Here is a 23,585-nt window from a genome sequence, read left to right as displayed (position 1 = left end):
CCCGGATCGCAGGAGACCGAGATGAGGTTGCAGGACAAGGTTGCGCTGATCACCGGCGGCAATGCCGGCATCGGCCTGGCGACGGCCCGCCGGTTCGTGGCCGAGGGTGCGAAGGTGGCGATCACCGGCCGCAACCGCGAGACGCTGGACGCCGCGGCGCGCGAGCTGGGCGATGCCGTGCTGGTGCTGCAGGCCGACACCGCCGATGCCGCGGCGATGGAGCGGGCGGCGGCCCAGGCGGTGGAACGCTTCGGCCGGCTCGACATCGTGTTCGCCAATGCCGGCATCGGCGGCACCACGCCGCTGGGCCAGACCTCCTTCGAGCAGTTCGAGCAGATCGTCCGCGTCAACCTGACCGGCGTGTTCTTCGCGGTGCAGGCGGCGCTGCCGCATCTGAAGGAGGGCGCCTCGATCATCCTCACCAGCTCGGTGCACAGCGAGCTCGGCGCAGCCGGCTGGTCGGCCTATGCCGCCAGCAAGGGCGGCATCCGGTCGATGGGCAAGGTGCTGGCGTCGGAGCTGGCGCCGCGCGGCATCCGGGTGAACGTGGTCTCGCCCGGCGCCACCGACACCGACATCTGGTCGGCCGTGGCGCCGTCGCCGGAGGGTCGCGCGGCGCTGGTGCAACACATCAGCCGCGGCATCCCGGCCGGCCGCTTCGGCGAGCCCGACGAGGTGGCGAAGGCGGTGCTGTTCCTGGCCTCGGACGACTCCAGCTACGTCCAGGGCGTCGACCTCTTCGTCGACGGCGGCGCCACGGGTTCGCCCTCGGGCGCACCGATCTATCGGGGCTGACCGATCCCCCAGGGCTGGTGCTGACTCACCACCCCTAGCCGTCATGGCGAGGAGGCGAAGCCGACGTGGCCATCCAGAGGGCGGTGCCGTTGGATGGCCGCGCCCCTTCGGGGCTCGCCATGACGGATCGGTGTTCTGCACGGTCAGCATTACCCCGCCACCCCCTCCACCATGGCATCGAGCAGCGCCCGCAGCCGGGCCAGGCGGCGCAGGTCGCGGTGGAAGCCGACCCAGACGTCGCGGCCCGGCGGCGCCTCGCCGAGATCGATCCGCTGCAGCCCCGGCTCGGCATCGCCCAGCGGCCGGGGCAGCACCGCGAAACCGGCCCCGGCGGCGCAGGCACGGGCCTGGGCTTCGCGGTTGTTGCTGCGGAAGGCCACGCGGGCACGCGGCAGTGCCCGGGCCAGCCAAGCCACGTCCGGCATCGCCTCGAACGCCGTGTCCATGGTGACCAGGGCGCAGCCCGTGCCGTCGCCCGGCTCCGTGGTGCCGGCGACAGCGTAGAGTGCATAGGGCACATGGGTCAGCCGGCGCTGCACCACCTCCGGCTCGTCGAAGGGGCGGATGCGCACCACCAGGTCGGCCTCGCGCCGGGCCAGGCTGAACAGCCGGGAATCGGTCACCAGCTCGACCGTGACGCCGGGATGGGCGCGGGTGAAGCCGGCGAGGATCGGCGCCAGCACCCGGGCGCCGAACCAGTCGGAGGCGGAGACCCGCAGCATCCCCTCCAGCGCGCCACCCTGGCCGGCCAGGCGGCGCTCGAAGGCGATCGCCTCCTCCTCCACCCGCTCGGCATGGGCCAGCACTGCCGCGCCCTCGGCGGTCAGCACGAAGCCGTCGCGGGTGCGCTGGAACAGGGCCTGGCCGACCGCCTGCTCCAGCGCCCGCAGCCGCCGTCCCATGGTCGGCTGGGTCTGGCCCAGCGCCCGGGCCGCGGCCCCCAGCGTGCCGGCCCGCGCGATCGCCAGGAAGACCTTCAGGTCGTTCCACTCCATGCGGTCATCATACAGAACTGCATGGATCTCGAACATTCTCGTTCATTCCCGAACGATCCGGCATGGCCCATCTCTCGGTCCATCACCGAAAGGACCAAGCCATGACCGATCTCCCGATGATGCGCGCTTTGGTGCTCGATCGCCCGGACGGGCCGCTGCGCCCGGCCGAACTGGCGCGGCCGGTGCCCGCCGAAGGCCAGGTGCTGGTGCGGATCGCCGCCAGCGGCGTCAACCCGCTCGACCTCAAGATCCGCGCCGGCGCCGCGGCCCATGCGAAGCATCCGCTGCCGGCGGTGCTCGGCATCGACCTTGCCGGCACCGTCGCCGCGATCGGGCCGGGCATCACCGACTTCCGCCCGGGCGACGAGGTCTACGGCATGACGGGCGGCGTCGGCGGCCGCCAGGGTTCGCTGGCCGAATTCGCGGCGGTCGATGCGGCGCTGCTGGCACCGAAGCCGGCCAATCTCTCGATGCGTGAGGCCGCGGCGCTGCCGTTGGCCACGATCACCGCCTGGGAAGGGCTGGTCGACCGCGCCGGGGTCCGGGAGGGGCAGTCCGTTCTGGTCCAGGGCGGCGCCGGCGGCGTCGGCCATGTCGCGGTGCAACTGGCCCGCGCTTACGGCGCCCGGGTCTTCGCCACCGCCTCGGCCGGGAAGCTGGAACGGGTAGGGCGCCTCGGCGCCACGCCGATCGACCGTGCCGAGACCGTCGAGGCCACCGTCTCCGCCCACACCGGCGGCCGCGGCTTCGACCTGGTCTACGACACGGTCGGCGGGCCGGTGCTCGACGCCTCCTTCCAGGCGGTGCGACGCTTCGGCCATGTCGTCAGCGCCCTCGGCTGGGGCAGCCATGCCCTGGCGCCGCTGTCGTTCCGCGCCGCCACCTATTCCGGCGTCTTCACCCTGCTGCCGCTGCTGACCGGCCAGGGGCGGGCACACCATGGTGAGATCATGCGCCGGGCCGCTGCCCTGGCCGAGGCCGGCCTGCTGGCTCCGATCCTGGACCCGCGACGCTTCACCCTCGACACGGCCGAGGCCGCGCATCAGGCGGTCGCGGCCGGACCGGCGGGCAAGGTCGTGGTCGAGATCGGCTAAGGCGGGAACGCCACCATGTTCGGGCTGCCGATCGGCAGATAGCGGCCGGTGAAGGCCAGCGCTCCGGATTGCGGGTTGACCCGGAACAGGGTGACGTTGTCGCTGCGCCGGTTGCAGGCCAGCAGGAAGCGCCCGGTCGGGTCCAGCGCCACGTGGTTCGGGTAGTCGCCGCGGGTCCATTCCGCGTCCAGCCAGCGCAGCGTCCCGTCCGGGCGGATGCCGAAGATGGCGATGCTGTTGTGCAGCCGGTTGCCGGAATAGAGGAAGCGGCCGTCGCGGCTGACCGCCAGCGCCGAGGCGAAGCTGGAGCCGGCGAAGCCCGGCGGCAGCGAGCTCAGCTGCTGCTTCAGCGGGGCGCGGCCGGTCGTCGGGTCCCAGCCATGCACGGCCAGCTGCGACGCCTCCTCATAGGTGGTGTAGAAGATGCGGCCGTTCGGATGGAAGGCGAGGTGCCGCGGCCCGGCGCCGGCCGAGGCGGCCGGGAAGAAGGACGGATCGGCCGGGCGCAGCGCCCCGGCGGCCTCGTCGAGGGTCCAGACATGGATGCGGTCCTGGCCGAGATCGGTGCTCAGCACGAAGCGGCCGGCGGTCTCGATGGCATGGGCGTGCGAGCCGTCATGGCCGCTGATGGCGAAGCTGCCGGGCGGCCCGGCCTCGGCCCGGTCCGCGCCGACCGGCCCCGCCGGCGCCTGCACGTCGCTGGCGGCGCCCAGCGACCCGTCCTCCGCGATCGGCAGCACCGCCAGCCGGCCGTCGCCGTAATTCGCCACCAGCAGATGCCGGCCGCCGGGATGGACGCTGGCATGGCACGGCACGGTGCCGCCGGAGCCGACGGTGTTCAGCGCGACCAGGTCGCCGCTCCGCGGCTCGACCCGGTAGGCGGTGACGGCGCCCTGCGCCGCGCCTTCGAATTCGTCGATCTCGTTGACGGCGTAGGCATGCGCCCCGTCCGGGGCGAAGGCGAGCCAGGAGGGGCTGGGCCCGGCGACGCTGCGCAGCGCCTCCAGCCGACCCGTCTCCGGGTCCAGCCGGGCCAGGGTGATGCCGTCGCCGTTGCCGGACGCGCCCGTGTAGCTGCAGATATAGATCAGCATCGCCTGTCCCCGTCGGTTCTTCCGGATCGGATAGCACCCGCCTCGCGCATTGTCAGCGCCGCCGCGTGCGGCTATCACCCGCCATCCGCCGCCACTGCCGGGAGCCGATGATGGCCGACACCCCGCCCGACCGCCTGTCGAACAATCCGAACAGCCCGCATTTCGACGAGGCGGCGCTGCGCCGCGGCGTCGGCATCCGCTTCAACGGCGCCGAGCGCACCAATGTCGAGGAGTATTGCGTCAGCGAGGGCTGGGTCCGCCTGTCGATGGGCAAGGCGCTGGACCGCCGCGGCAACCCGCTGACGATGAAGATGACCGGCACGGTCGAGCCGTATTTCCGGGACGACGCCCCGGAGGCTTGAGGTCTCGCAGGAACATCGGCCGGCCGTCCGGCATTGAGTCCTCGGGAATCCGTGATCCCGGGAGGCGCCGGATGGATCGATCGATGCTTTCGCCGCGGACGGTGCTGGTCGCCGTGCTCGGCGTCCTGGTCTATCTCGGCCTGGCCGTGCTCGGCTGGGGCGGGTTCGCCGCCTTCTTCGCCCATCCGGCCCGCACCGCCCTGGTCGTGATCACCGTGGTGCTGACCGCGGCCGGTCTGTTCAGCGGCGGCAATCTCAGCCCCGGCGAGCGCGAGGACCGCGGCAACCGCTGGGTGCTGGCGGCCTTCGCCGTGCTCGGGTTGCTCGGAGCCTATGTGCCGGCCTGGACCGACCGCATGGGGGCCTGGACCCTCGACGGCGACACGGTCCGCTGGCTCGGGGTCGTGCTGTTCGCCCTCGGCGGCGTGGTGCGGCTGTGGCCGGTCTTCGTGCTCGGCCGGCGGTTCAGCGGGCTGGTGGCGATCCAGCCGGGGCACACGCTGGTCACGACCGGCATCTACGGCGTGATCCGCCATCCCAGCTATCTCGGGCTGTTGGTCGGCGCTCTGGGCTGGGCGCTGGCCTTCCGCTCGGCCGTCGGGGTGATGCTGGCGTTGCTCAACCTGCTGCCGCTCCTGGCCCGCATCCGGGCCGAGGAGCGGTTGCTGGCCCACCAGTTCGGCGCCGAATACCAGGCCTATCGTGGTCGTACGTGGCGTTTGATTCCTGGACTCTACTGAGCGTGGCCGCAGGGTTTACATTGCCTCTCCCGCAAGCGAGACTTTTTCCGAATGTCCTTCGGATTGTCTCTGAGGCTCTTGAAGAAGTTAAAACTTTCTTTCCGTTCCGGGCCGCGCAGCGGCGTGAGATGCTCGCAACGATATCGGCCGAAAGCAAAATGAATTCCCCCCCCTTGCGGAAGGGGGATAGGGGGAAGGGGTTTTCGACGTCAGAGCCGGCGTGAAACCTAGTGGTTCAGATCTGACGCCTGGTCCCGTTCCCCATGGAACGCTGTCGACCCCAAGCCGACTCATCAGGCGGGTACCAAGCGTCCTTTTGTGACCACTAGAATGCAACCACCGTTTCTGCCGTTCTCTTTCTCGCCCTGGCGGCAGACTTGCGTGTCACGACATTGCACGGGCTTGACTGGACTGCATTCTGGTTCGTATCGACAAATTTGACCACGTATTGGCCGGCTTTGTTTGGCATCGGGACCCAAAGTGAAAGGAAATCCGTTGCCGCCGCCGTGCTTACCGGCAACACCTCCCCAACTGCGGCCTCCGTGTTGTCGGCTGAAAAGATGGCTATATGACCACCAATCTTGGATGGAGATCCGCGGAGGTCGAGAATCACATTTGCAAGGGAGCCGGGCAGAAAGGCCCGGCTGTTCAACGCAAGTGTCGGGGCGGTACTCGCGGCGACGGTCGCGCCGGATAGTTGGCCAAGGAACTTCAGCAGAAGACCATCGCTGGCAACACCGATGTGATCGGATGGGCATCCGGTGATTGTTGACCAAGCAATTCTTTGTGTGGACGAACTCCAAATCGGGACTGTTCCATCACCCAGCGCGAAGCAATCTGTCGGTTGATCGGGATTGATGCGTAGCCCTCCTTTGCTCTCAATAAGGTCGACGGCAATTCTCGTGCGATCGATCGAATCTCCGTAGAAGCAGTGGTATTTGGTGCCTTCGGGAATCCGGCCTGTCAGTCCTGCGTGAAGTGCGGCAACTCGTCCAACCCCATATTGAAATGCAGCATCGCTCGGCTTGAATTTCCCGTTGTATAGATCGACTGTCCAGCCTGGTGGAGTTCTGAAGAAGCTGCGGCCAGGCGCAGGAAGTAGCTGATGCCCTGCCGGAAATGTTTGAGCGAAGCCAGCCATATAGGCGAAATTCGCCGGATTGAGCGAGAGGCACCCAAGCCCAGTCTGTCCCAAAATGCGCATCAGCGCTTCAGGCGCGCCGAGATGCGGGGTCGCTGCAAATATGACGTCTGTAATGTTTGCGTTTCGGTAGTTTCCACTCTCCAGCAGATGCCGAGTGATTAAACCACCCATGCTGTGAGCGATGATAATGATCGGCCCTCGAATTCCGTCAAGAAAATCTCGCAACAGAACGGCGGTTGTTAGCAGGTCGACGCGCCAATCGTACGGAAACGTCTTCAGTGACCAGTTAGTGTCTTTCTTGATGTAATTTACTGTGGGGTCATATATGTCATAGAATCCTCTAATGCTTCCGATGATATCTCCTGTCTCTGTGTCCTCCTTTGTGAGTTGTCGGGCCTGATCATCAGAGCTGCCGTGAAAAAGGGGCCAGATCTCCGCTCCATTCCTCTTGAGGTAAGTTCCCATTATTCCAGGAATTAACGCGAATGTTGGCATAACTATCTGCCTTTCTAATGCCATATGTTGACTATGCGGGTTGCGAACTATCAATTTGACGGGGAGCATACTCCCATCACTGCACTGGCGCTAGGGTACGGGCCACATCAATTTCTGGACTCGTGATCACTATCCCCTCCGACCGAGACCTCCGGCGCTCGGCTGGCATCATGGTTCGCCTGCACGGATCGCGCGCCAGTGGCGGCAGCGGACCGCGCGAAGCGGCTGGAGGCATTGGGTGACGGCGATGGGGCCGCGACCTGGCGGCTCATTGCAGAGGGGTGCGAGGAGCGACTGCGCCTGGATGGGACGCGGCAGTAGCGGTGTCGGCCGCCTCTATGGAGTGAACGTTGGCACCGCTTTCGCCGGCTCGATGCAGTTGAAGGTCATTCGGGTGCCGAAAAAGTCGGCAAGCACAGCCTGTCGACCATACCGGGCGCAATGGGCATCCGCCTTCGGCTGCACGGCGGACGGCGTGACGGCGATCGGATCGACTTCGAAGTTCACGAAGTCGTGGTTCCCGGCTTCCTCATAGCTGCACGCCGCCAAAGCAATGAGTGCCATGGCAGCGGCGGCGGCGATACGACGGGCCATTCAAATCCCTTCAGAAGCCCGCTGAGCTTGTTCCGACCATAGGCGGCCGTCAATGCGGGCGGCCTTTCCTGTGGAAGCTACTTTCGGCTTTAGTGTTCCTGCCGAAACCGAGCGGGAGCCTCGCAATTGGCATGTCCAGCCCAGACGCCGCGCCCAGCCCCCTCCCGCAAGGGGAGGGGGGATTATGAAAGGTTAGGCCTCAGCCTTTTTGAAAAGGTCTCGCAAGCGGGAGAGGCAAAAGGTCATCTGCCCAACGGCGGGTAAACCGCCCGCCTCAGGCCGCCGCCTTCGCCGCACCCGCGATCAGTGCGCCCAGCCGGCCGATGCCCTCGTCGATCGCCGCGCCGTCGGCCAGGGAGAAGGACAGGCGCAGCGTGTTGCCGTGGCGGCCGTCGGCGTGGAAGGCGCGGCCGGGGACGAAGGCGACGCCCTGGTCCACCGCCCGGGCCAGCAGATCGGCGCCGTCCAGGCTCTCGGGCAGCGTCACCCAGATGAACATGCCGCCCTCCGGCCGGGTCCAGTTGACCCCCGCCGGCATGTGCCGCCCCAGCGCCGCCAGCATGCGGTCGCGCCGGTCGCGATAGGCGGCGCGGATCTTCGCCACCTGGGCCGGATAGGCGTGCTCGGCGGCGTGATGCATCACCATCTGGTTGATGGTCGGGGTGTGCAGGTCGGCCGCCTGCTTGGTCAGCACCAGCTTCTGCACCACGCCGCGGGCGGCGCAGATCCAGCCGATGCGCAAGCCCGGCGCCAGGGTCTTCGAGAAGCTGCCGCAATGGATCACCCGGCTGCGGTCGATCTCGCCCTTGGCCGCGACGTCCAGCGCCAGCAGCGGCGGCACGTCCTCGCCGTCGTAGCGCAGCGCCTGATAGGCCGAATCCTCGACCAGCGGGATGTCGAGCTCGTCGGCCAGGGCCAAGGCGCGCTCGCGGGCGGCCCGGCTCAGCGTCTCGCCCGACGGGTTGGCGAAGTCCGGCGTCAGATAGGCCAACGCCACCCGTCCTCCGGCGGCTTCGGCCGCCGCACGGTACATGTCCGGCGTGGCGTTGCCGTGCTCCGGCTCCAGCCGGTCATAGCGCGGCTCATAGGCGTTGAAGGCCTGCAGCGCGCCGAGATAGGTCGGCCAGCCGACCAGCGCGGTGTCGCCGGGCGACAGGAACAGCTTGCCGAGATAGTCCAGCCCCTGCTGCGAGCCGGAGGTGACGACGATGTTGTCGGCGCCGCAGGGCACGCCGATCGAGGCCATGTGCCGGGCGATCCATTGCCGCAGCGGGGCATAGCCCTCGCTGACCGAATACTGCAGCGCGGTGTCACCGACGGCCAGCGCGGCTTCGTAGCCGGCGCGGATGGTCTCGGCCGGGAACAGCGCCGGGTCGGGGATGCCGCCGGCGAAGGAGATCACGCCCGGCCGGTCCAGCAGCTTCAGCAGCTCGCGGATCTCGGAGGCGCGCATCCGCGCGGCGCGTGTGGCGTAATGGGTGTCGCCGATGGTCATGGTGTCCTCGGTCTTCCTGGGCGCGGCGTCTGTCCCGGCGCCGTTCCCCGACCGAACCATGGCCGGTCGATTTATGTCAATGAGACTGACCTATTTCATGTCAGAGTTGTGCCGGATGCGGATCTGAAGACATTTTATTTCCAACACGGCGATCGCCACGGGCAAGCCCTGCATAGGGGATTAGTCATCTCGATGCGGCGATCCCATGTACTCCAAAAGCCTTAGGACGGTGCCATCCGAGTAATCGCCGGATCGCTTCGCCCGATGTCCTGGCCAAGCTTGCGCCACGCCGGCAATAACGATATCCTGGTGTTGAGATACTTCTTTTCCCATCTTTGGGTAATGCTGAGCGATTACTGCGATTTTGCCTAAGGGTCGATATGATTTGGGATGGCCGGCCGTGGCTTAGGATTTCCGGGGCGAGGAAGACGTTGGCGTCTCTCGTCCTGCTGGGCATGCTTGCGGGGGGACTTCCCCCCATCCTCGCGGCAGGCCAGGACGATGTGGACGCGGCGCTCAGCCTGGCCGAGTTCCTGCGCAGCGCGCGCACCGTGATCTCGGGGAACCAGGCCCGGATCAACGACCCCGCGCTCGGCGACAAGGGGCTCACCGGCGACGTGGTCGTCGAGGCGGCGATCCGGAACATGATCGCGACCACCGGCGTCGATCCGCGCAAGGTCGATCCAGGGTCGGAGAAGGGGCGGCTGCTCACCGCCATGGCCCAGGCGGTCAAGGAGGTGATGGACGCCAACCAGCCCGTGATCAACGAGAAGGGGGCGGGCTTCAAAGGCTTCGTTCCCGCCGTCTTCGCCCGGCTGGCGACCGAGCAGTTCCGCCGGGACCAGAGCGGCCGGGCCGAGATCAAGGTGACGGCGCCGCCGGAGCTGGTGCGCAACCGCAAGGCTTCACCCGACGCGTTCGAGACCGATGTCATCCGCACCAAGTTCCAGTCGCCCGGCTGGACCAAGGATGCCGTCTACGCCGCGACGACCACCGTGAACGGGCGTCCTGCCACCCGCGTCCTGGTGCCGGAATATTACGGCGCCGACTGCCTCTCCTGCCACGGCAAGCCCAAGGGCGAGATCGACATCACCGGCTATCCGAAGGAAGGCGCGAGCCTGGGGGATCTGGGCGGCGTCGTCAGCGTCACCTTGTTCGACTGAGCCCGACCGGCGGTGGGCCGCCGGCCGCCGAGGAGCGGCATGTCGCAGCTTTCGATCCGTACCCGGCTGGTCTCCCTGGCGGTCCTGCTGCTGGCGATCCTCACCCTGACCACGCTCTATCTTAACCGCCAGGTGGCGTCCGAAGCGGCGGCGCTGGCCGACGAGGCGCGGCTGGTCTCGGTGCTGAAGACGGCCAACAAGGCGAACAAGGATTTCGGCGACCTCAAATACTGGCTGACCGACCTGGCCGTGAGCCTGCTCGTGCGGTCGGAGATGAACGCCCGCGCCGCCAGGGACCAGCTGGCGGCCGACCTCGCCGCCCTGGACCCCTACGATCCCGACGGCGTCCGGTCGATCCAGGCCGAGATCGGGCCGCTGATGGACCAGGCGCTCAAGGCGGTCGACGCCTACACCGACGACCAGCGCGTCGTCGGCAACGCCTTGATGTCGCAGACCCGCAACCACATCCTGGCGATCGACGCCGCCCTGGCCGGGATGGTCGATCGGCTCGAGGACGAGGCCGTGGCCAAGCGCGACGCGGCCGCCCAGAACGCCGAGACGGCGGTGCAGCTGTCGCTGGCGACCGGCGTCCTCGCCTTCCTGCTCGCGGCGGTGCTGACCGCGGTCATCGTCCGCTCGATCATCGGGCCGCTGCGCCAGCTCGAGCACGCCATGGCCGCGATCACCAGCGGCCGGCTCGACGTCGCGCTGCCGCCGGCCGGGCATGACGAGATCGGCGAGATGACGCGGACTCTCGGGCTGCTGCAGCGCAGCCTGGTCGAGCGCGACCGGCTGGAACGGCAGCACCGCGAGGCGGAGGCCGAGGCGCAGCGGGCCCGGCGCCAGCTCGGCGAGGCGATCGAGACCATCTCCGAAGGCTTCGCCCTGTACGATGCCGAGGACCGGCTGGTGATCTGCAACAGCCGCTATCGCGAGATGTATGCCGGAGTCGATGTCGCGATCGCGCCGGGCATCCATTACCAGGAGGTGATCCAGGCCGCCGCACAGGCCGGGATGATCCCGGACGCCAACGGCCATCTCGACGCCTGGCTGACGGCACGGCTCGATCGGCATCACCATCCGGGCGGCGCCTATGAGCAGCGGCGGGCCGGCGGCCGCTGGCTGAAGATCAGCGAGCGCATCACCGCCGATGGCGGCTGCGTCGGGGTGTTCACCGACATCACCGAGCTGAAGGCGCGGGAGGCGCAGCTGGGCGAGCTGGTCGACCGGCTGGCCGATGCCCGCGACCAGGCCACCCACGCGACGCTGGCGAAAAGCCGTTTCCTGGCGAATATGAGCCACGAGCTGCGAACCCCGCTCAACGCCATCATCGGCCTGGCGGAGATGCTGGCGGAGGATGCCGCGGACCAGGCGCTGACGGAGTTCGGCGAGCCGCTGGACCGCATCCTGCGCGCCGGCCGGCACCTGCTGGAGCTGATCAACGACGTGCTGGACCTGTCGAAGATCGAGGCCGGGCGGCTCGACCTGCATGAGGAGGAGATCGACCTCGCCGCCCTGGTCGCCGATCTGGCCGGCGCGGCGCAGCCGCTGGCCGACCGTAACGGCAACCGCCTGGTGGTCGAGCGGCCGGCCGGGCTCGGCGCCATGCGGACCGACCAGACCCGCCTGCGGCAGATCATCCTCAACCTGCTGAGCAATGCCTGCAAGTTCACCGAAGGCGGAACGGTGACGCTGGCGGTGGCGCGCGATGCCGAGGAGGGCTGGATCCGGTTCCGCGTCTCGGACACCGGCATCGGCATGACCCGGGACCAGCTCGGCCGGCTGTTCCAGGAATTCACCCAGGCCGACAGCTCGACCACCCGCAAATATGGCGGCACCGGGCTGGGGCTGGCGATCAGCCAGCGGCTGGCGGCGCTGATGGGCGGCACCATCGCGGTCGAGAGCGAGCCGGGAATCGGCACCAGCTTCACCGTCCGCCTGCCGGCGGGCTCTGTCGTGACGGCGGAGGTGATCCCCGGGCCGGCTCCCGCGCCGGTCGGCATCGTCGCTGCCATTCCCGACGCGACGCGCGCCGTCGCCGACCGGGTCCTGGTGGTCGATGACGACGCCACGGTGCGCGACCTGATGCGTCGCTTCCTCGGCCGCGAGGGCTTCGACGTCGTCACCGCCGGGAACGGCGCCGAGGCGCTGGCGGCCGCCCGGATGCAGCGCCCGTCGGTCATCACCCTCGACGTGCTGATGCCGGACATGGACGGCTGGAGCGTGCTGCAGGAGCTGAAGTCGGACCCGGAGCTGGCGGGCATTCCCGTGATCATGGTCACGATCGTCGACGAGAAGCATAAGGGCATCGCCCTCGGCGCGTCGGACTACCTCAACAAGCCGATCGACCGCGCCCGCCTCGCCGCGATCCTGGCCCGCTACCGGTCCGCGGTCGCGGCGACGCGCCGCGTGCTGGTGGTCGAGGACGATGCGCCGACCCGGTTGATGATGCGCCGCCTGCTGATCGGCGAGGGCTGGAAGGTCGCCGAGGCCGGCGACGGCCGCGAGGCGCTGGCGCGGATGGGCCGCGAAAGGCCGGATCTCATCCTGCTCGACCTGATGATGCCGGAGATGGACGGCTTCGAATTCCTCGCCGCCTGCCGGAAGGTGCCCGAATTCGGCGGCATCCCGGTGATCATCGTCACCGCCGCCGACCTCACCGCCCACGACCACCGCCGCCTGAACGGCGGTGTCGAGCACATCCTGCAGAAGGCGGCCTTCGAGCAGCACGAGCTGCTGGCGCAGATCCGCCTGCTGGTCGGCCGCTACGCCACCGCCGCGACCCGGCGGAGGGCCTGACCATGGCGACGATCCTCTATGTCGAGGACAACGAGGACAATGTCTACATGCTGTCCTCCCGCCTGCAGCGGCGCGGCTTCGAAATCATCGTGGCCCGCGACGGGGCGGAAGGGGTCGCGATGGCCGGCCGCGAGCGCCCGGACCTGGTGCTGATGGATCTCAGCCTGCCGGTGATCGACGGCTGGGAGGCGACGCGCCAGATCAAGGCCGTGGCCAGCGGCACCCCGGTGATCGCATTGTCGGCCCACGCCATGGCGGGCGACCGCGAGAAGGCCCTGGCGGCGGGCTGCGACGACTACGATACCAAGCCGGTCGACCTGCCGCGGCTGCTGCGCAAGATCGAGGCCGTGCTGGACAAGGCGCGGCGCGATGGCTGACCCGGCGGCCGCCATCCTGATCGTCGACGACGACGAGATGAACCGCTACACCCTGGCCCGCCGGCTGCGGCGGGAGGGCTATCACGACCTGACCGAGGCGGCGGACGGCATCGCCGCCCTGGCCCTGCTGCGCAGCCAACCCTTCGACCTGGTGCTGCTCGACGTGATGATGCCGGGCATGAACGGCTACGAGGTGCTGCGGACCCTGAAGTCGGACCCGGCGCTGCGCGGCATCCCGGTGATCATGATCTCGGCACTCGACGCGGTCGATGGCGCCGTGCGCTGCATCGAGCTGGGCGCCGAGGACTACCTGCCCAAGCCGTTCAACCCCACCCTGCTGCGGGCCCGGGTCGGCGCGTCGCTGGACAAGAAGCAGTTGCGCGACCAGGAGGCGGCGCATCTCGACCAGATCCGGCAGGAGCAGGAGCGCAGCGAGCGGCTGCTGCACGCCATCCTGCCGCCCGGCGCGATCGGCGAGCTCAAGGCAACCGACAGGGTGGCGCCGCGGCGCTACGAGAACGTGGCGGTGCTGTTCTGCGACATCGTCGACTTTACCGCCTATTGCGACCGCAACCCGCCGGAGCAGGTGGTGACCGAGCTGCAGGGCCTGGTGGAGGCGTTCGAAGTCGTCGTCGCCGGCCACGGGCTGGAGAAGATCAAGACCATCGGCGACGCCCTGATGGCGACGGCGGGGCTGCTGGAGGGGGTCGAGGAGCCGCTGCCGGCCAGCATCCGCTGCGGCCTCGACCTGGTGGCGGCGGCCCGGCAGGCGAAGCCCGGCTGGGGCGTCCGCGTCGGCATCCATCACGGCCCGGTGGTGGCGGGCGTGATCGGCCGGCGGCAGTTCCTGTTCGACCTCTGGGGCGACACGGTGAACACGGCAGCGCGGATCACCGCCTGCGCCAACGCCAATTCCGTGTTCCTGAGCGCCGCGCTGTGGCAGCCCATCCAGGACCGCTGCCGCGCCCGCAGCCAGGGGCTTTACGAGCTCAAGGGCAAGGGTCGGCTCGAACTGGTCGAGTGCGAGGGGATCGACTGACGCCCGAGGCTGCGCGCCCTCAGCAGGCCTTGCGGAGGGCGAAGGCCGGCGCCGGCGACGGCACCGAGGAGCTGCGGCGGGCGGCCGGCTTCGGCGGCGTCGCGGCCGGCCGAGGCGTATCCTGCTCGGCGGCGAACGCCTCCAGCTCCGCCGCCAGCGAGGGCGGCAGGTGGCTGAAGCGGCCGCCCAGCCGGATCTGCATCAGATGGGCGACCAGTGGGAATCCGGTCATGAGGGACATGACGGCCTCCTTTGAATCGATTTTTTGAATCGATTCATAATTGCGTCTCGAGATGCCTCCGTCAAGGATTTTTTGAATCGGTTCAAGATCCCGGCTAGGGTGGGGCATGCCCGATGACGCCCCGACGCCCGACGCCCCGACGCCCGACGCCCCGAAGCCGAAAGCCCGCCTGCGCGACATCGCCATTGCGGCGGGGGTGGCGCAGGGCACCGTCTCCAACGTCTTCAACCATCCCGAGCGGGTCAGCGACGCCATCCGCGCCAAGGTGATGGCAGCGGCCGAAACGCTCGGCTACCAGGGCCCCGACCCGCTGGCCCGGATGCTGCGCACCGGCCATATCGGCACCATCGCGGTGATGATCCCGGAAGGTCTCAGCTACGCCTTCGGCGACCCGGCGGCGCTGGCGCTGATCCAGGGCGTGGCCGCGGTGTGCGACGAGACCGGGCGCGGCATCTCGGTCTATGCCGCCTCGGATGTCGAGGCGGCGCGCAAGGCCCTCGGCTCGGCCGCGGTCGACGGCTTCATCATGTACTGCATGGAGGAGGAGCCGGGCGTCCTCGACATCATCCGCAGCCGCGGCCTGCCAGTGGTGACGGTCGACCAGCCGCTGGTCGAGGGCTGCCGCACCGTCACCGTCGCCGACCGTAGCGGCGCCGAGGCTTCGGCCCGGCACCTGCTCGAACTCGGCCACCGCCGCATCGGCGTGCTGTCGATGGAGCTGATGCCGGATTCGCGGGAGGGCGCGGTGTCGCTGCGCCGCATCCGCGACTCGATCTACGACGCCTGCCAGCAGCGGCTCTGCGGTTATCTCGACGTGCTGGCCGAAGCCGGCATCCCGGCCGGGCAGGTGGCGATCGAGGAATGCCTGTTCGAGGCCGAGTCGATCGAGCGCAGCATGCCGCGGCTGATGCGGCGCCGGCCGGGGCTGACCGCGATCCTCGCCACCTGCGACCGGCTGGCGCTGTGGGCCATGGCGTGGCTGACGCGGCAGGGCCTGTCGGTGCCGGGCGACGTCTCGGTGATCGGCTTCGACGACATCGCCGCGGCCGCCACCTCCACCCCGCCGCTGACCACCATCCGCCAGCCGCTGGTCGAGAAGGGCCGGGCGGCGGCGGAGTTGCTGATCGACCCGCGCGGCCGCGACCAGATCCATTTCGGCACCGAGCTGGTTCTGCGCGCCTCGACCGGCCCGGCGAAGGGCTAGCGCGGCGGGACGCATCGTCCTTGGCCGCGGCCTTGCCGCGCCCCATATATTGTATGGAGGTCGCCATGAGGACCCTGCTTCTGGCCGCCGGCATCGCGCTGGCGGGAACGACAGCGCAGGCCGGTCCGGCGGCTCCGGTCTGTGCGCCCTACGACGCCTTTGCCGCCGCCCTCCGAGACCAGGTCAAGGAGGTGCCGGTTGCCCGGATGCTCTCGACCCGTGGTCATGTGGTCGAGATCCTGGCCAGCCCCGGCGGCGAGACCTACACCATCCTGGTCGTCACGCCCGATGGGCTGGCCTGCGTCGTCGATTTCGGCGAGGCCTATTCGCCGGTGCCCGAGAAGCCCGCGGTCTGATCAGAGCTCAGGCCCCGACCAGGCCCGGCAGCGCCGCCAGCGTGTCGACCTCGCGGTTCGGCGCGCCGGGCAGGCGCTCGCGCGGCTGCCGGCTGCGGTTGCACCAGACCACCTGCAGGCCGAAGGCCGAGGCGCCATAGGCATCCCAGCCATTCGACGACTGGAAGGCGATCGCCCGGGCCGGCAGGCCGAAGGCGTCGAGCGCCAGCTGGTAGACGCTGGCATGCGGCTTGTAGGCGCCGGCCTGCTCCACCGACAGCAGGGCGTCGAACTCCAGCTCGGCGCCGGCGACCAGCGCCTCGATCATCCGCGGCGTGCCGTTCGACAGGATCGCGGTCTTCAGCCCGGCCGCGCGCAGCCGGCGCAGCACCTCGGGCACTTCGGGATAGGGGTCGAGCGTCAGGTACAGCTGCATCAGCCGGTCCCGCAGGCCGGGACGTTCGATGGCCAGCGCCTCCAGCGCGAAGTCCAGCGCGTCGCCGGTGACCTGCCAGAAATCGGCGTGGCGGCCCTGCACCGCCCGCAGCCAGGTGTAGGCCAGCTGCTTCTCGCGCCACAGGGCGGCCAGCGGGCCGGCCTTGTCGCCCAAGAACTCGGCGCTGCGCCGGGCGGCGGAGGCGGTGTCGAACAGCGTGCCATAGGCGTCGAAGACGCAGGCCTTCACCCCGGTCAGCGCATCCATCGTCTGCTCCCTGTTCAGCTCTGGGCTTCGGCGGGCGGGCGCTGCTCCGCCCAGGTCAGGATCGCGTCCAGCGCCGGGCACAGCGCCTGGCCCCAATCGGTCAGCGCGTACTCGACCTTGGGCGGCACCTGGTGGTGGACGATGCGGCGGACGATGCCGTCCGCCTCCATCTGCCGCAGCTGCTGGATCAGCATCTTCTGCGAGATCGCCGGAATGGCGCGCTCCAGCTCCGAGAAGCGCAGCAGCCTGCCGCCGAACAGGTGGAACAGGATCACCAGCTTCCACCGCCCCTCCAGAACCTTCAACGCCTGCTCGACGCCCGCGGCGGCAGAGCCTGGAGTGTAGATCGGGCGCTCACCTTTGGGTGAGTACCTTACTTTTTCGTGCGTACTTGCCATCGCGAAACCCTATTCCCATCCTCGGTCTCCTGCAACCGGAGGATCCACATGACGCTCAAGCTCCCCGACCCGATCGCCGCCTATGTCGCCGCCGACAATGCGGGGGATGATGCGGCGCTGGCCGCCTGCTTCGCCGCCGATGCCGTGGTCCGCGACGAGGGCCGCACCATCCGCGGCCTGGACGCCATCCTGGCCTGGAAGGCCGAGTCGAAGCGCAAATACCAATATACGGTCGAGCCGATCGCCGTGATCGAGGCGGAAGGCGGGGCGGTGCTCACCGGCCGGGTCTCCGGTCAGTTTCCGGGCAGCCCGGTCGAGTTGCGTTATGTCTTCGGCCTGAAGGGCGGCCGCATCGAGACGCTGGAGATCCATGGATGACCGCCCGACCCGTTTTCCCGGCGGATCCGCGCGAGCTCGCGGGCAAGCGCGCTTTGGTGACCAGCGGCAGCCGCGGCATCGGTGCCGCGGTGGCGGCGCGGCTGCGGCGGGCCGGCGCTCATGTCCTCGCCGTCGCCCGCAGCCGGCCGGCCGATCTGGACGATTCCGAGCCCTTCGTGACGGCGAACCTGGCTGAGGCCGAAGGCTGCGCCGTCGTGGCCGAAGCAGTGCAGGACCGGCTCGGCGGGGCCGACATCCTCGTCCATGTCCTCGGTGGCTCGAAGGCCCCGGCCGGCGGCTTCGCGGTGCTGGACGACGGCGAATGGCAGCGTGCGCTCGACCTGAACCTGCTGCCGGCGGTGCGGCTGGACCGGGCGCTGCTGCCGGGGATGCTCGACCGCGGCGCCGGCGTGATCATCCATGTCGGATCGATCCAGAGCCGGCTGCCGCTGCCGGAGGCGACCATCGCCTATGCCGCAGCCAAGGCGGCGTTGTCGACCTACAGCAAGGCGCTGGCGAAGGAGGTCGGGCCGAAAGGCGTGCGCGTCGTCCGGGTGGCGCCGGGCTGGGTCCAGACCGACGGCGCCATCGGGCTGATCGAGGAGCTGGCGGCCAAGCTGGGCACCGATGCCGATGGCGCCCGCCAGGCGCTGATGGCGTCGCTGGGAGGTATCCCGATCGGCCGCCCGGCCTGGCCGGAGGAGGTGGCGGAGCTGGTCACGTTCCTGGCGTCCGACCGCGCCGCCGCGATCCACGGCAGCGAGCATGTGATCGACGGCGGCACCGTTCCCGTGGCCTGAGCCGCCAAATGCGTCACACCGCGTTGGTCAGCGGCCGCCCGGCGAAGAAATTGTCCAGGGCGTCGATCGTCATGCGGCACATCTCGCGATGGGCGGCCTCGGTCATGCTGGCGATGTGCGGCGCCAGCACGACATTCTCCAGCCGCTTCAGCGCCTCCGGCACCTGCGGCTCGTGCTCGAACACGTCGAGGCCGGCGCCGGCGATGGTGCCGGCTTCCAGCGCCGCGATCAGCGCCGGCTCGTCCAGCACCTCGCCGCGGGCGATGTTGATCACGTGGCCGCGCGACCCCAGCGCCTCCAGCACCGACCGGTCGACGATGCCGCGGGTGCCGGCGTCGGAGCGGCAGGAGACGACCAGGATGTCGGCCCATTCCGCCAGCGCCGCCAGGCTGTCGTGATACGCCCAGGGCACGCCCGGCTTCGGCCGCCGGTTGTGGTAGGCGACCTCCATGTCGAAGGCGGCGGCGCGGCGCGCGATCCTCTCGCCGATCGAGCCGAGGCCGAGGATGCCGACCCGGCGCCCGGCCAGGCCGGTCGAGATCAGCGACGGCGGCGCGGCCGGTCGGGTCCATTGCCCGGCGCGGACGAAGCGGTCGCCCTCGCCCAGCCGGCGCACGCTGGCCAGCAATAGGGTCAGCGCCATATCGGCGACGCAGGCGGCGTTGGCGCCGGTGTTGCTGGTGACGGCGATGCCCCGCGCCTTGGCCGCCGCCACGTCGATCCGCTCATAGCCCGAGCCGTAGCAGGCGATGATGCCGAGATTGGGCAGCCGGTCGATCAGCACGCGGTCGATGCCGATCACGCCGATGGTGACGACGCCGCGGATGCGGTCGGCCTGGGGCAGCGGGTCGGCCTCGGCGCTGGCGCGCGAATGCTCGACTAGGTCGTAGCGCTCGCGCATCGGGCGCAGCGACGCCTCCGGCATGCCGGGATGGAGGTGCAGGATTGTTTCGGGCACGGGCGGGGTTCCATCGCCATCGGGCGGGACTTCGTCCTAGCACGGGAGTTGCCGGCGGGCACCAGGGTCTTGCGCCCCGTGGTGCTGTGGCGCAGCCTGGGGAGATCCCGTCGGAGGTCCCCCGATGCTGGCCCGATTCATCGCCCTGGTGCTGATCATGATCGCCACTCCCGCCGCGGCCCGGCCGCTCGACTGGTCCGCCGTGCCGCTGCCGAAGCTGGAAGGCGGCGCCTTCGCCCCCGACGCCTTCGCCGGCAAGGTGGTGCTGGTGGTCAACACCGCCTCCTTCTGCGGCTTCACCAGGCAATATGCCGGGCTGGAGGAGCTGTGGAGCCGGCACCGCGACGGCGGCTTCGTGCTGCTCGGCGTGCCGTCGAACGATTTCGGGGCGCAGGAGCCGGGGTCGTCCGGCCAGATCAAGGAATTCTGCGAGACCACCTTCGGCATCGACTTCCCGATGCTGGCAAAGCAGCCGGTGGTCGGTGCCGACGCCCATCCGCTGTACCGCTGGGCGGCGCAGCAGGATGCGGCGGCAGTGCCGAAATGGAACTTCCACAAGCTGCTGATCGGCCGCGACGGCACCCTGCTGGCCGCCTTCCCGAGCGGCGCCGAGCCGACCGGGCCGGAGGTCACCAAGGCGGTCGACGCGGCGCTGGCGCGCTGACCGGAAGACCCTCCTTGCCATAACCCCCATTCCCGCTCTGCCGGCAGACGCCATCCTTGAATTGTGATGGTTTCATATGACATTCGCGATCAGGAAGCGTAGTATTTACAGTAGATAAAAGTAAAAAATCACAGCATGGGGAGGAATTCCATGATCATCATCTTCAGGGAAGGTCGGTCGGCATACCCGAAGGAAGCCTAGGATCTTCTTTCGGTCGCCTCGCACGAGATGTGACGGGCGTCGGCCTCTTCTTATAATCTGCGGCGGGCAGCAATCCGCTGGGCGCAACCCTCTTCGGCACATCTCGGTCTTTCGCTCTCATATGGGAGGTCAAGATGGCTGGCTATTGTCTGCTGATCAACTTCACGGACCAGGGAATTCGGACCATCCGTGACGGCGCCAAGCGCATCGATGCCGGGCGGGAGCTCGCCCGGAGTCTCGGCATCGAATTCAAGGAGCTGTCCCTCTGCATCGGGCCATACGACATCATGATCCATGTGGACGCTCCGAACGACGAGACGGTTGCGAGGTTCGTGCTCGCCGTCGGTTCGCGCGGAAACGTCCGGACCACCACGATGAAGACGTTCCCGGAGCAGGACTACCGGAAGATGCTGGTCGATCTTCCGGAATAGCGGAGCTTGCACCCGGCCGCCGGTCGGCGGGCATCGTCCGCAGAATGTGCAAGGACTGGAGGAAACGATGACCAGCGCATTGCAGGCCGCGGCCGATGACGTGCTGAATCGGACGGTCTCGGGCAGCCCGCGGGTGCCGGGCGTGGTCGCCATGATCACGGATCGGCGCGAGACGCTCTACGAGGGCGCGGCCGGCCAGCGCATGCTTGGCCAGGATGCCGGCATGACGGCCGACTGCGTCTTCGCCATGTTCTCGACGACCAAGGCCGTCACCGGCACCGCCGTGCTGCAATGCGTCGAGGAGGGCAGGCTCGACCTCGACGCTCCGGCGAAGACCTATGTGCCCGACATCGGCGAGCTGCAGGTCCTGGATGGATTCGACGCGGCGGGCCGGCCGAAGCTCCGGCCGCCGAAGCGCGACATCACCACTCGCATGCTGATGCTGCACACGGCCGGCCTGGCCTATGACATCTTCAACGAGGACTACAACCGGCTGGCCAGCGAACACGGTCAACCGAGTGTCACCACCGCGTCGAAGGCGTCGATCATGACGCCGCTCCTGTTTGATCCGGGGGAGCGCTGGGAATACGGCTCCAACCTCGATTGGTGCGGCCAGGTCGTCGAAGCCATCCGCGGCCAGCGCCTGGGCGACGTCATGCGGGAACGGATCTTCGAGCCGCTCGGCATGACGGACACCGCCTTCCGCCTCACGCCGTCGATGCGCGCCAGGCTGGCGGGCATGCATCGGCGCGAGGCCGACGGCTCGCTCACCCCGATGCCCGATTTCGAGCTGCCGCAGGACCCGGAAATCCACATGGGCGGGCACGGGCTCTACGCGACGGTGGGCGATTATTGCCGCTTCATCCGCATGTGGCTGAACGACGGGGCGGGAGAGGCCGGGCCGGTGCTGCGGCCCGAAACCGTCCGCGCCGCGGCGGCGAACGGCCTGGGCGACAAGAAGATCAGGATGCTGCCAGGCGTCATTCCGGCGCTATCGAACGACGCGGAGTTCTTCCCCGGCATGCCGAAATCATGGGGCTACAGCTTCATGATCAATGACGAGGATGCGCCGACCGGTCGTCCGGCCGGCGCGCTCTGCTGGGCGGGGCTCGCCAATCTGTTCTACTGGATCGACCGCAAGAACGGCATCGGTGGCTTCTGGGCGACGCAGATCCTGCCGTTCGGCGATGCCGTGTCGTTCACCGGTTCCATGGATTTCGAGACGGCCGCCTATCGCAGCCTGGTCACCAGCAAGGCCGCATAGGGTCCCCGCGGAAGCTCGGCAGGGGATGGTCAGGCGGCGCGGCTCGCGGCCTGGCGCAGGGCCGGCAGCATGTCCTCCGGCTCCGGCCGGCGGGTGTAGTCGGGGTTGACCTCGGCGTAGAGGATCGTGCCGTCCCGGGCGACGACGTAGCGGCCCGGCATCGGCAGGGTCCAGGAGGGGTCGGCGTTGAAGCTCGGCAGGTCGTTCTTCAGGCTCTTGTACAGCTCGACCAGATAATCCGGCAGCCGGAAGCGCAGCCCGAAGGCGGCGGCCACGGCGCCCCCGGCATCGGACAGGATCGGGAAGCCCAGGTTGTTCTGGCGCAGGGATTTGCGGCTGTTGGGGGCGGTCTGCGGCGAGATCGCGACCAGGGCGGCGCCGAGCTGCTCGAAGGCCGGCCGGGCCGCCTCCAGCGCCTGCAGCTCCATGTTGCAATACGGGCACCAGACGCCGCGGTAGAAGCTGAGTACCAGGGGGCCCTTGCGCAGCAGCTCGGCCGAGGCGACCGGCCGGCCGTCGGGGTCGTTCAGGGTGAAGGCGGGGGCCGTGTCGCCGGCCTTCAGGGCCTTGTCGGCGGCGCCGGAGGCGATCAGCTCGGCGGTGGCGCGGTGCATGGTCTCGATCACCGCGGGCGGCACGTTGTAGGGCGGCTTCCCGGCCTCGAAATCGGCCTTGAAGACGTCGAGCCTGGCTTGCAGCGACATGATCGGTCTCCTCGGTGTCCGGGCCGCGATGGCCCGGTTCGCGTCTCCAAGGTGACCGTGGCTGCACTGCCGAGGTAGCCGGCCCGCCTGAATAGGACTCATTCCCGCAAAGAATGGTCCCGGCTATCATCTCATCGTTGCAAGGCATCAATCCATTCCGCGGGAGCATGGGCATGGACAGGCTGGCGGCGATGGCGGTGTTCGTCCGGGTGATGGAGACGGGCTCCTTTTCGGAGACGGCGCGTCAGCTTCAGATCGGCCAGCCTGCGGTGTCCAAGACCGTCGCCCAGCTCGAGGACCGGCTCGGCGTCAGGCTGCTGCTGCGCTCGACCCGCGGCCTGGCCCCGACCGAGGCCGGGGAGAGCTTCTACCATCGCGCCAAGCGCTCGATCGAGGAGGCGGACGAGGCCGACCTCGCCGCCCGCGGCGCCGGCGCCAGCCTGTCCGGCCGGCTGCGCGTCGGTGCGGCCCCGACCTTCGCCGGGCTGCATGTCATCCCGCATCTGCAGACCTTCCTCGACGCCCATCCGGAGCTCGAGCTGGAGGTCGTGCTCGACGACCGCCAGATCGACCTGGTCGAGGAGGGGATCGATATCGCCCTGCGCATGGGCGAGCTGGCGAATTCTCGCCTGACGGCACGCCGGATCGCCCGGGCCCCGCGGCTGGTGGTCGGCACGCCCGCCTATTTCGCGCGGGCCGGCGAGCCGCGCATCCCGGGCGAGCTGATCGCGCATCAATGCATCGTCCAGACCAGCGGGCCGGCCCGCGACGCCTGGATGTTCCGCAAGGAATCGTCGGAGATCTCGGTGCGGGTGACGGGCCGTCTCCGCGTGTCGGCGGCGGAGGGCGTCCGCTCGGCGGTGCTTGCCGGGCTGGGGCTGGCGGTGGCGTCGGAATGGATGTTCTCGCGCGAGCTGGCGTCAGGCCGGGTCAAGGCGGTGCTGACGGACTGGACCGTCGCGCCGATCGACCTGTGGGCAGTCTTTCCCGCCGGCCGCGTCGTCAGCGCCAAGGCCCGGGCCTTCGCCGCCTTCGTCGAGGCGCAAATGGCGGCTCCGGGCAAGGACTCTCATTCCCGGCAGGAATAGATCCTAGTCCGGGGCTGTTTCTACCCGCCG

General features: G+C 69.0%; 26 protein-coding genes. 16 read left to right on the top strand and 10 right to left on the bottom strand.

The window, feature by feature from the left end:
• Positions 1-21 precede the first annotated feature (21 nt).
• Entirely contained in the window at positions 22-795 is a 774-nt protein-coding gene (locus FFK22_RS18315; protein WP_138889374.1) for an SDR family NAD(P)-dependent oxidoreductase, read from the top strand.
• 149 nt (positions 796-944) lie between these two features.
• Here FFK22_RS18315 and FFK22_RS18310 read toward each other — a convergent pair whose 3' ends face one another.
• On the bottom strand, positions 945-1,826 hold the full coding sequence (locus tag FFK22_RS18310; protein ID WP_221938687.1) for a LysR family transcriptional regulator: 882 nt from the start codon (positions 1,824-1,826) through the stop codon (positions 945-947).
• Between the two features lie 65 nt (positions 1,827-1,891).
• Between FFK22_RS18310 and FFK22_RS18305 the strand changes: the two genes are divergently transcribed.
• Positions 1,892-2,884 carry a zinc-dependent alcohol dehydrogenase family protein gene (locus tag FFK22_RS18305; protein WP_306770130.1) on the top strand — a complete coding sequence of 331 codons (993 nt, stop codon included), beginning with the start codon at positions 1,892-1,894 and terminating at the stop codon, positions 2,882-2,884.
• Here FFK22_RS18305 and FFK22_RS18300 read toward each other — a convergent pair.
• Positions 2,881-3,978, bottom strand: coding sequence for a lactonase family protein (locus FFK22_RS18300; protein ID WP_138889373.1), 1,098 nt, complete (start codon positions 3,976-3,978; stop codon positions 2,881-2,883). The two genes, FFK22_RS18305 and FFK22_RS18300, sit on opposite strands and share 4 nt — an antisense overlap.
• Before the next feature lie 110 nt (positions 3,979-4,088).
• Here FFK22_RS18300 and FFK22_RS18295 point away from each other — a divergent pair, with 110 nt between their 5' ends.
• Positions 4,089-4,340 carry a DUF3297 family protein gene (locus tag FFK22_RS18295; protein WP_138889372.1) on the top strand — a complete coding sequence of 84 codons (252 nt, stop codon included), beginning with the start codon at positions 4,089-4,091 and terminating at the stop codon, positions 4,338-4,340.
• Between the two features lie 71 nt (positions 4,341-4,411).
• Positions 4,412-5,080 (top strand): isoprenylcysteine carboxylmethyltransferase family protein, encoded by a 669-nt coding sequence (locus FFK22_RS18290; RefSeq protein WP_306770129.1) that lies wholly within the window; start codon positions 4,412-4,414, stop codon positions 5,078-5,080.
• A 325-nt stretch (positions 5,081-5,405) separates the two neighbouring features.
• Here the strand turns inward: FFK22_RS18290 and FFK22_RS18285 are convergent, their stop codons facing one another.
• The 3 genes from FFK22_RS18285 to FFK22_RS18275 form a co-directional block, all read right to left on the bottom strand.
• A complete protein-coding gene (locus FFK22_RS18285) occupies positions 5,406-6,788 on the bottom strand; it encodes a triacylglycerol lipase (RefSeq protein ID WP_138889371.1) in 1,383 nt (460 codons plus the stop codon).
• Positions 6,789-7,055: 267 nt separating this feature from the next.
• Positions 7,056-7,313, bottom strand: a complete 258-nt coding sequence (locus tag FFK22_RS18280) for a hypothetical protein (RefSeq protein ID WP_138889370.1) — start codon at positions 7,311-7,313, stop codon at positions 7,056-7,058.
• Positions 7,314-7,587: 274 nt separating this feature from the next.
• Positions 7,588-8,808 carry a PLP-dependent aminotransferase family protein gene (locus FFK22_RS18275; protein ID WP_138889369.1) on the bottom strand — a complete coding sequence of 407 codons (1,221 nt, stop codon included), beginning with the start codon at positions 8,806-8,808 and terminating at the stop codon, positions 7,588-7,590.
• 431 nt (positions 8,809-9,239) lie between these two features.
• Between FFK22_RS18275 and FFK22_RS18270 the strand changes: the two genes are divergently transcribed.
• From FFK22_RS18270 to FFK22_RS18255, 4 genes are read left to right on the top strand one after another with little or no spacing between them, the layout of a single operon-like run.
• The gene (locus FFK22_RS18270; RefSeq protein ID WP_221938685.1) at positions 9,240-9,971 is read left to right on the top strand and encodes a DUF3365 domain-containing protein; all 732 of its coding nucleotides are present in this window, start codon (positions 9,240-9,242) and stop codon (positions 9,969-9,971) included.
• Positions 9,972-10,010: 39 nt separating this feature from the next.
• The gene (locus tag FFK22_RS18265) at positions 10,011-12,770 is read left to right on the top strand and encodes a response regulator (RefSeq protein ID WP_138889368.1); all 2,760 of its coding nucleotides are present in this window, start codon (positions 10,011-10,013) and stop codon (positions 12,768-12,770) included.
• Between the two features lie 2 nt (positions 12,771-12,772).
• Positions 12,773-13,147: a response regulator gene (locus FFK22_RS18260; protein WP_138889367.1), complete on the top strand. Its 375-nt coding sequence runs from the start codon at positions 12,773-12,775 to the stop codon at positions 13,145-13,147.
• Positions 13,140-14,186, top strand: a complete 1,047-nt coding sequence (locus FFK22_RS18255) for an adenylate/guanylate cyclase domain-containing protein (protein ID WP_138889366.1) — start codon at positions 13,140-13,142, stop codon at positions 14,184-14,186. Before FFK22_RS18260 ends, FFK22_RS18255 begins: the two co-directional genes overlap by 8 nt.
• Positions 14,187-14,205: 19 nt before the next feature.
• Here the strand turns inward: FFK22_RS18255 and FFK22_RS18250 are convergent, their stop codons facing one another.
• Positions 14,206-14,427, bottom strand: a complete 222-nt coding sequence (locus FFK22_RS18250) for a hypothetical protein (RefSeq protein WP_138889365.1) — start codon at positions 14,425-14,427, stop codon at positions 14,206-14,208.
• A 106-nt stretch (positions 14,428-14,533) separates the two neighbouring features.
• On the opposite strand from FFK22_RS18250, the gene FFK22_RS18245 reads away from it, so the two are divergent.
• Both FFK22_RS18245 and FFK22_RS18240 read left to right on the top strand, forming a co-directional pair.
• Positions 14,534-15,631, top strand: a complete 1,098-nt coding sequence (locus FFK22_RS18245) for a LacI family DNA-binding transcriptional regulator (RefSeq protein ID WP_138889364.1) — start codon at positions 14,534-14,536, stop codon at positions 15,629-15,631.
• Between the two features lie 65 nt (positions 15,632-15,696).
• Positions 15,697-15,987: a hypothetical protein gene (locus tag FFK22_RS18240; protein ID WP_138889363.1), complete on the top strand. Its 291-nt coding sequence runs from the start codon at positions 15,697-15,699 to the stop codon at positions 15,985-15,987.
• Positions 15,988-15,994: 7 nt separating this feature from the next.
• Here the strand turns inward: FFK22_RS18240 and FFK22_RS18235 are convergent, their stop codons facing one another.
• Both FFK22_RS18235 and FFK22_RS18230 read right to left on the bottom strand, forming a co-directional pair.
• Complete coding sequence (locus FFK22_RS18235; protein ID WP_138889362.1) at positions 15,995-16,669, bottom strand: haloacid dehalogenase type II; 675 nt, start codon at positions 16,667-16,669, stop codon at positions 15,995-15,997.
• A 14-nt stretch (positions 16,670-16,683) separates the two neighbouring features.
• Complete coding sequence (locus tag FFK22_RS18230) at positions 16,684-16,974, bottom strand: helix-turn-helix domain-containing protein (protein WP_221938684.1); 291 nt, start codon at positions 16,972-16,974, stop codon at positions 16,684-16,686.
• Between the two features lie 141 nt (positions 16,975-17,115).
• Here FFK22_RS18230 and FFK22_RS18225 point away from each other — a divergent pair, with 141 nt between their 5' ends.
• Together FFK22_RS18225 and FFK22_RS18220 are read left to right on the top strand one after the other, a co-directional pair.
• Positions 17,116-17,445, top strand: a complete 330-nt coding sequence (locus FFK22_RS18225) for a nuclear transport factor 2 family protein (protein ID WP_138889360.1) — start codon at positions 17,116-17,118, stop codon at positions 17,443-17,445.
• Positions 17,442-18,245, top strand: a complete 804-nt coding sequence (locus FFK22_RS18220; protein WP_138889359.1) for an SDR family oxidoreductase — start codon at positions 17,442-17,444, stop codon at positions 18,243-18,245. The genes FFK22_RS18225 and FFK22_RS18220 overlap by 4 nt, the downstream gene beginning before the upstream one ends.
• A 13-nt stretch (positions 18,246-18,258) precedes the next feature.
• On the opposite strand, the gene FFK22_RS18215 is transcribed toward FFK22_RS18220, so the two are convergent.
• Positions 18,259-19,203, bottom strand: a complete 945-nt coding sequence (locus FFK22_RS18215; RefSeq protein ID WP_221938683.1) for a 2-hydroxyacid dehydrogenase — start codon at positions 19,201-19,203, stop codon at positions 18,259-18,261.
• 124 nt (positions 19,204-19,327) lie between these two features.
• Between FFK22_RS18215 and FFK22_RS18210 the strand changes: the two genes are divergently transcribed.
• The 3 genes from FFK22_RS18210 (at position 19,328) to FFK22_RS18200 (ending at position 21,763) form a co-directional block, all read left to right on the top strand.
• Positions 19,328-19,867 carry a glutathione peroxidase gene (locus FFK22_RS18210; RefSeq protein ID WP_138889358.1) on the top strand — a complete coding sequence of 180 codons (540 nt, stop codon included), beginning with the start codon at positions 19,328-19,330 and terminating at the stop codon, positions 19,865-19,867.
• Positions 19,868-20,202: 335 nt separating this feature from the next.
• The gene (locus FFK22_RS18205) at positions 20,203-20,499 is read left to right on the top strand and encodes a GYD domain-containing protein (protein WP_138889357.1); all 297 of its coding nucleotides are present in this window, start codon (positions 20,203-20,205) and stop codon (positions 20,497-20,499) included.
• A 67-nt stretch (positions 20,500-20,566) separates the two neighbouring features.
• Entirely contained in the window at positions 20,567-21,763 is a 1,197-nt protein-coding gene (locus FFK22_RS18200; protein WP_138889356.1) for a serine hydrolase, read from the top strand.
• Between the two features lie 29 nt (positions 21,764-21,792).
• On the opposite strand, the gene FFK22_RS18195 is transcribed toward FFK22_RS18200, so the two are convergent.
• The gene (locus FFK22_RS18195; RefSeq protein WP_138889355.1) at positions 21,793-22,467 is read right to left on the bottom strand and encodes a peroxiredoxin-like family protein; all 675 of its coding nucleotides are present in this window, start codon (positions 22,465-22,467) and stop codon (positions 21,793-21,795) included.
• Positions 22,468-22,640: 173 nt separating this feature from the next.
• Here FFK22_RS18195 and FFK22_RS18190 point away from each other — a divergent pair, with 173 nt between their 5' ends.
• Positions 22,641-23,555 carry a LysR family transcriptional regulator gene (locus FFK22_RS18190; RefSeq protein WP_138889354.1) on the top strand — a complete coding sequence of 305 codons (915 nt, stop codon included), beginning with the start codon at positions 22,641-22,643 and terminating at the stop codon, positions 23,553-23,555.
• Positions 23,556-23,585: the final 30 nt, after the last annotated feature.

This window comes from Mycobacterium sp. KBS0706, assembly GCF_005938675.2.
Taxonomy (GTDB): Bacteria; Pseudomonadota; Alphaproteobacteria; order DSM-16000; family Inquilinaceae; genus Inquilinus.
The sequence above is the reverse complement of the archived record's forward strand: the minus strand, read 5'-3'. Positions and strand labels throughout refer to the sequence as shown.

Coding starts and splice junctions, on each gene's coding strand:
- FFK22_RS18305 (WP_306770130.1), top strand. CDS start 1,892: ATGACCGATCTCCCGATGATGCGCGCTTTGGTGCTCGATCGCCCGGAC.
- FFK22_RS18240 (WP_138889363.1), top strand. CDS start 15,697: ATGAGGACCCTGCTTCTGGCCGCCGGCATCGCGCTGGCGGGAACGACA.
- FFK22_RS18280 (WP_138889370.1), bottom strand. CDS start 7,313: ATGGCCCGTCGTATCGCCGCCGCCGCTGCCATGGCACTCATTGCTTTG.
- FFK22_RS18250 (WP_138889365.1), bottom strand. CDS start 14,427: ATGTCCCTCATGACCGGATTCCCACTGGTCGCCCATCTGATGCAGATC.
- FFK22_RS18190 (WP_138889354.1), top strand. CDS start 22,641: ATGGACAGGCTGGCGGCGATGGCGGTGTTCGTCCGGGTGATGGAGACG.
- FFK22_RS18315 (WP_138889374.1), top strand. CDS start 22: ATGAGGTTGCAGGACAAGGTTGCGCTGATCACCGGCGGCAATGCCGGC.
- FFK22_RS18235 (WP_138889362.1), bottom strand. CDS start 16,669: ATGGATGCGCTGACCGGGGTGAAGGCCTGCGTCTTCGACGCCTATGGC.
- FFK22_RS18225 (WP_138889360.1), top strand. CDS start 17,116: ATGACGCTCAAGCTCCCCGACCCGATCGCCGCCTATGTCGCCGCCGAC.
- FFK22_RS18210 (WP_138889358.1), top strand. CDS start 19,328: ATGCTGGCCCGATTCATCGCCCTGGTGCTGATCATGATCGCCACTCCC.
- FFK22_RS18255 (WP_138889366.1), top strand. CDS start 13,140: ATGGCTGACCCGGCGGCCGCCATCCTGATCGTCGACGACGACGAGATG.
- FFK22_RS18300 (WP_138889373.1), bottom strand. CDS start 3,978: ATGCTGATCTATATCTGCAGCTACACGGGCGCGTCCGGCAACGGCGAC.
- FFK22_RS18290 (WP_306770129.1), top strand. CDS start 4,412: ATGGATCGATCGATGCTTTCGCCGCGGACGGTGCTGGTCGCCGTGCTC.
- FFK22_RS18260 (WP_138889367.1), top strand. CDS start 12,773: ATGGCGACGATCCTCTATGTCGAGGACAACGAGGACAATGTCTACATG.
- FFK22_RS18310 (WP_221938687.1), bottom strand. CDS start 1,826: ATGTTCGAGATCCATGCAGTTCTGTATGATGACCGCATGGAGTGGAAC.
- FFK22_RS18220 (WP_138889359.1), top strand. CDS start 17,442: ATGACCGCCCGACCCGTTTTCCCGGCGGATCCGCGCGAGCTCGCGGGC.
- FFK22_RS18285 (WP_138889371.1), bottom strand. CDS start 6,788: ATGCTCCCCGTCAAATTGATAGTTCGCAACCCGCATAGTCAACATATG.
- FFK22_RS18205 (WP_138889357.1), top strand. CDS start 20,203: ATGGCTGGCTATTGTCTGCTGATCAACTTCACGGACCAGGGAATTCGG.
- FFK22_RS18195 (WP_138889355.1), bottom strand. CDS start 22,467: ATGTCGCTGCAAGCCAGGCTCGACGTCTTCAAGGCCGATTTCGAGGCC.
- FFK22_RS18275 (WP_138889369.1), bottom strand. CDS start 8,808: ATGACCATCGGCGACACCCATTACGCCACACGCGCCGCGCGGATGCGC.
- FFK22_RS18200 (WP_138889356.1), top strand. CDS start 20,567: ATGACCAGCGCATTGCAGGCCGCGGCCGATGACGTGCTGAATCGGACG.
- FFK22_RS18245 (WP_138889364.1), top strand. CDS start 14,534: ATGCCCGATGACGCCCCGACGCCCGACGCCCCGACGCCCGACGCCCCG.
- FFK22_RS18295 (WP_138889372.1), top strand. CDS start 4,089: ATGGCCGACACCCCGCCCGACCGCCTGTCGAACAATCCGAACAGCCCG.
- FFK22_RS18265 (WP_138889368.1), top strand. CDS start 10,011: ATGTCGCAGCTTTCGATCCGTACCCGGCTGGTCTCCCTGGCGGTCCTG.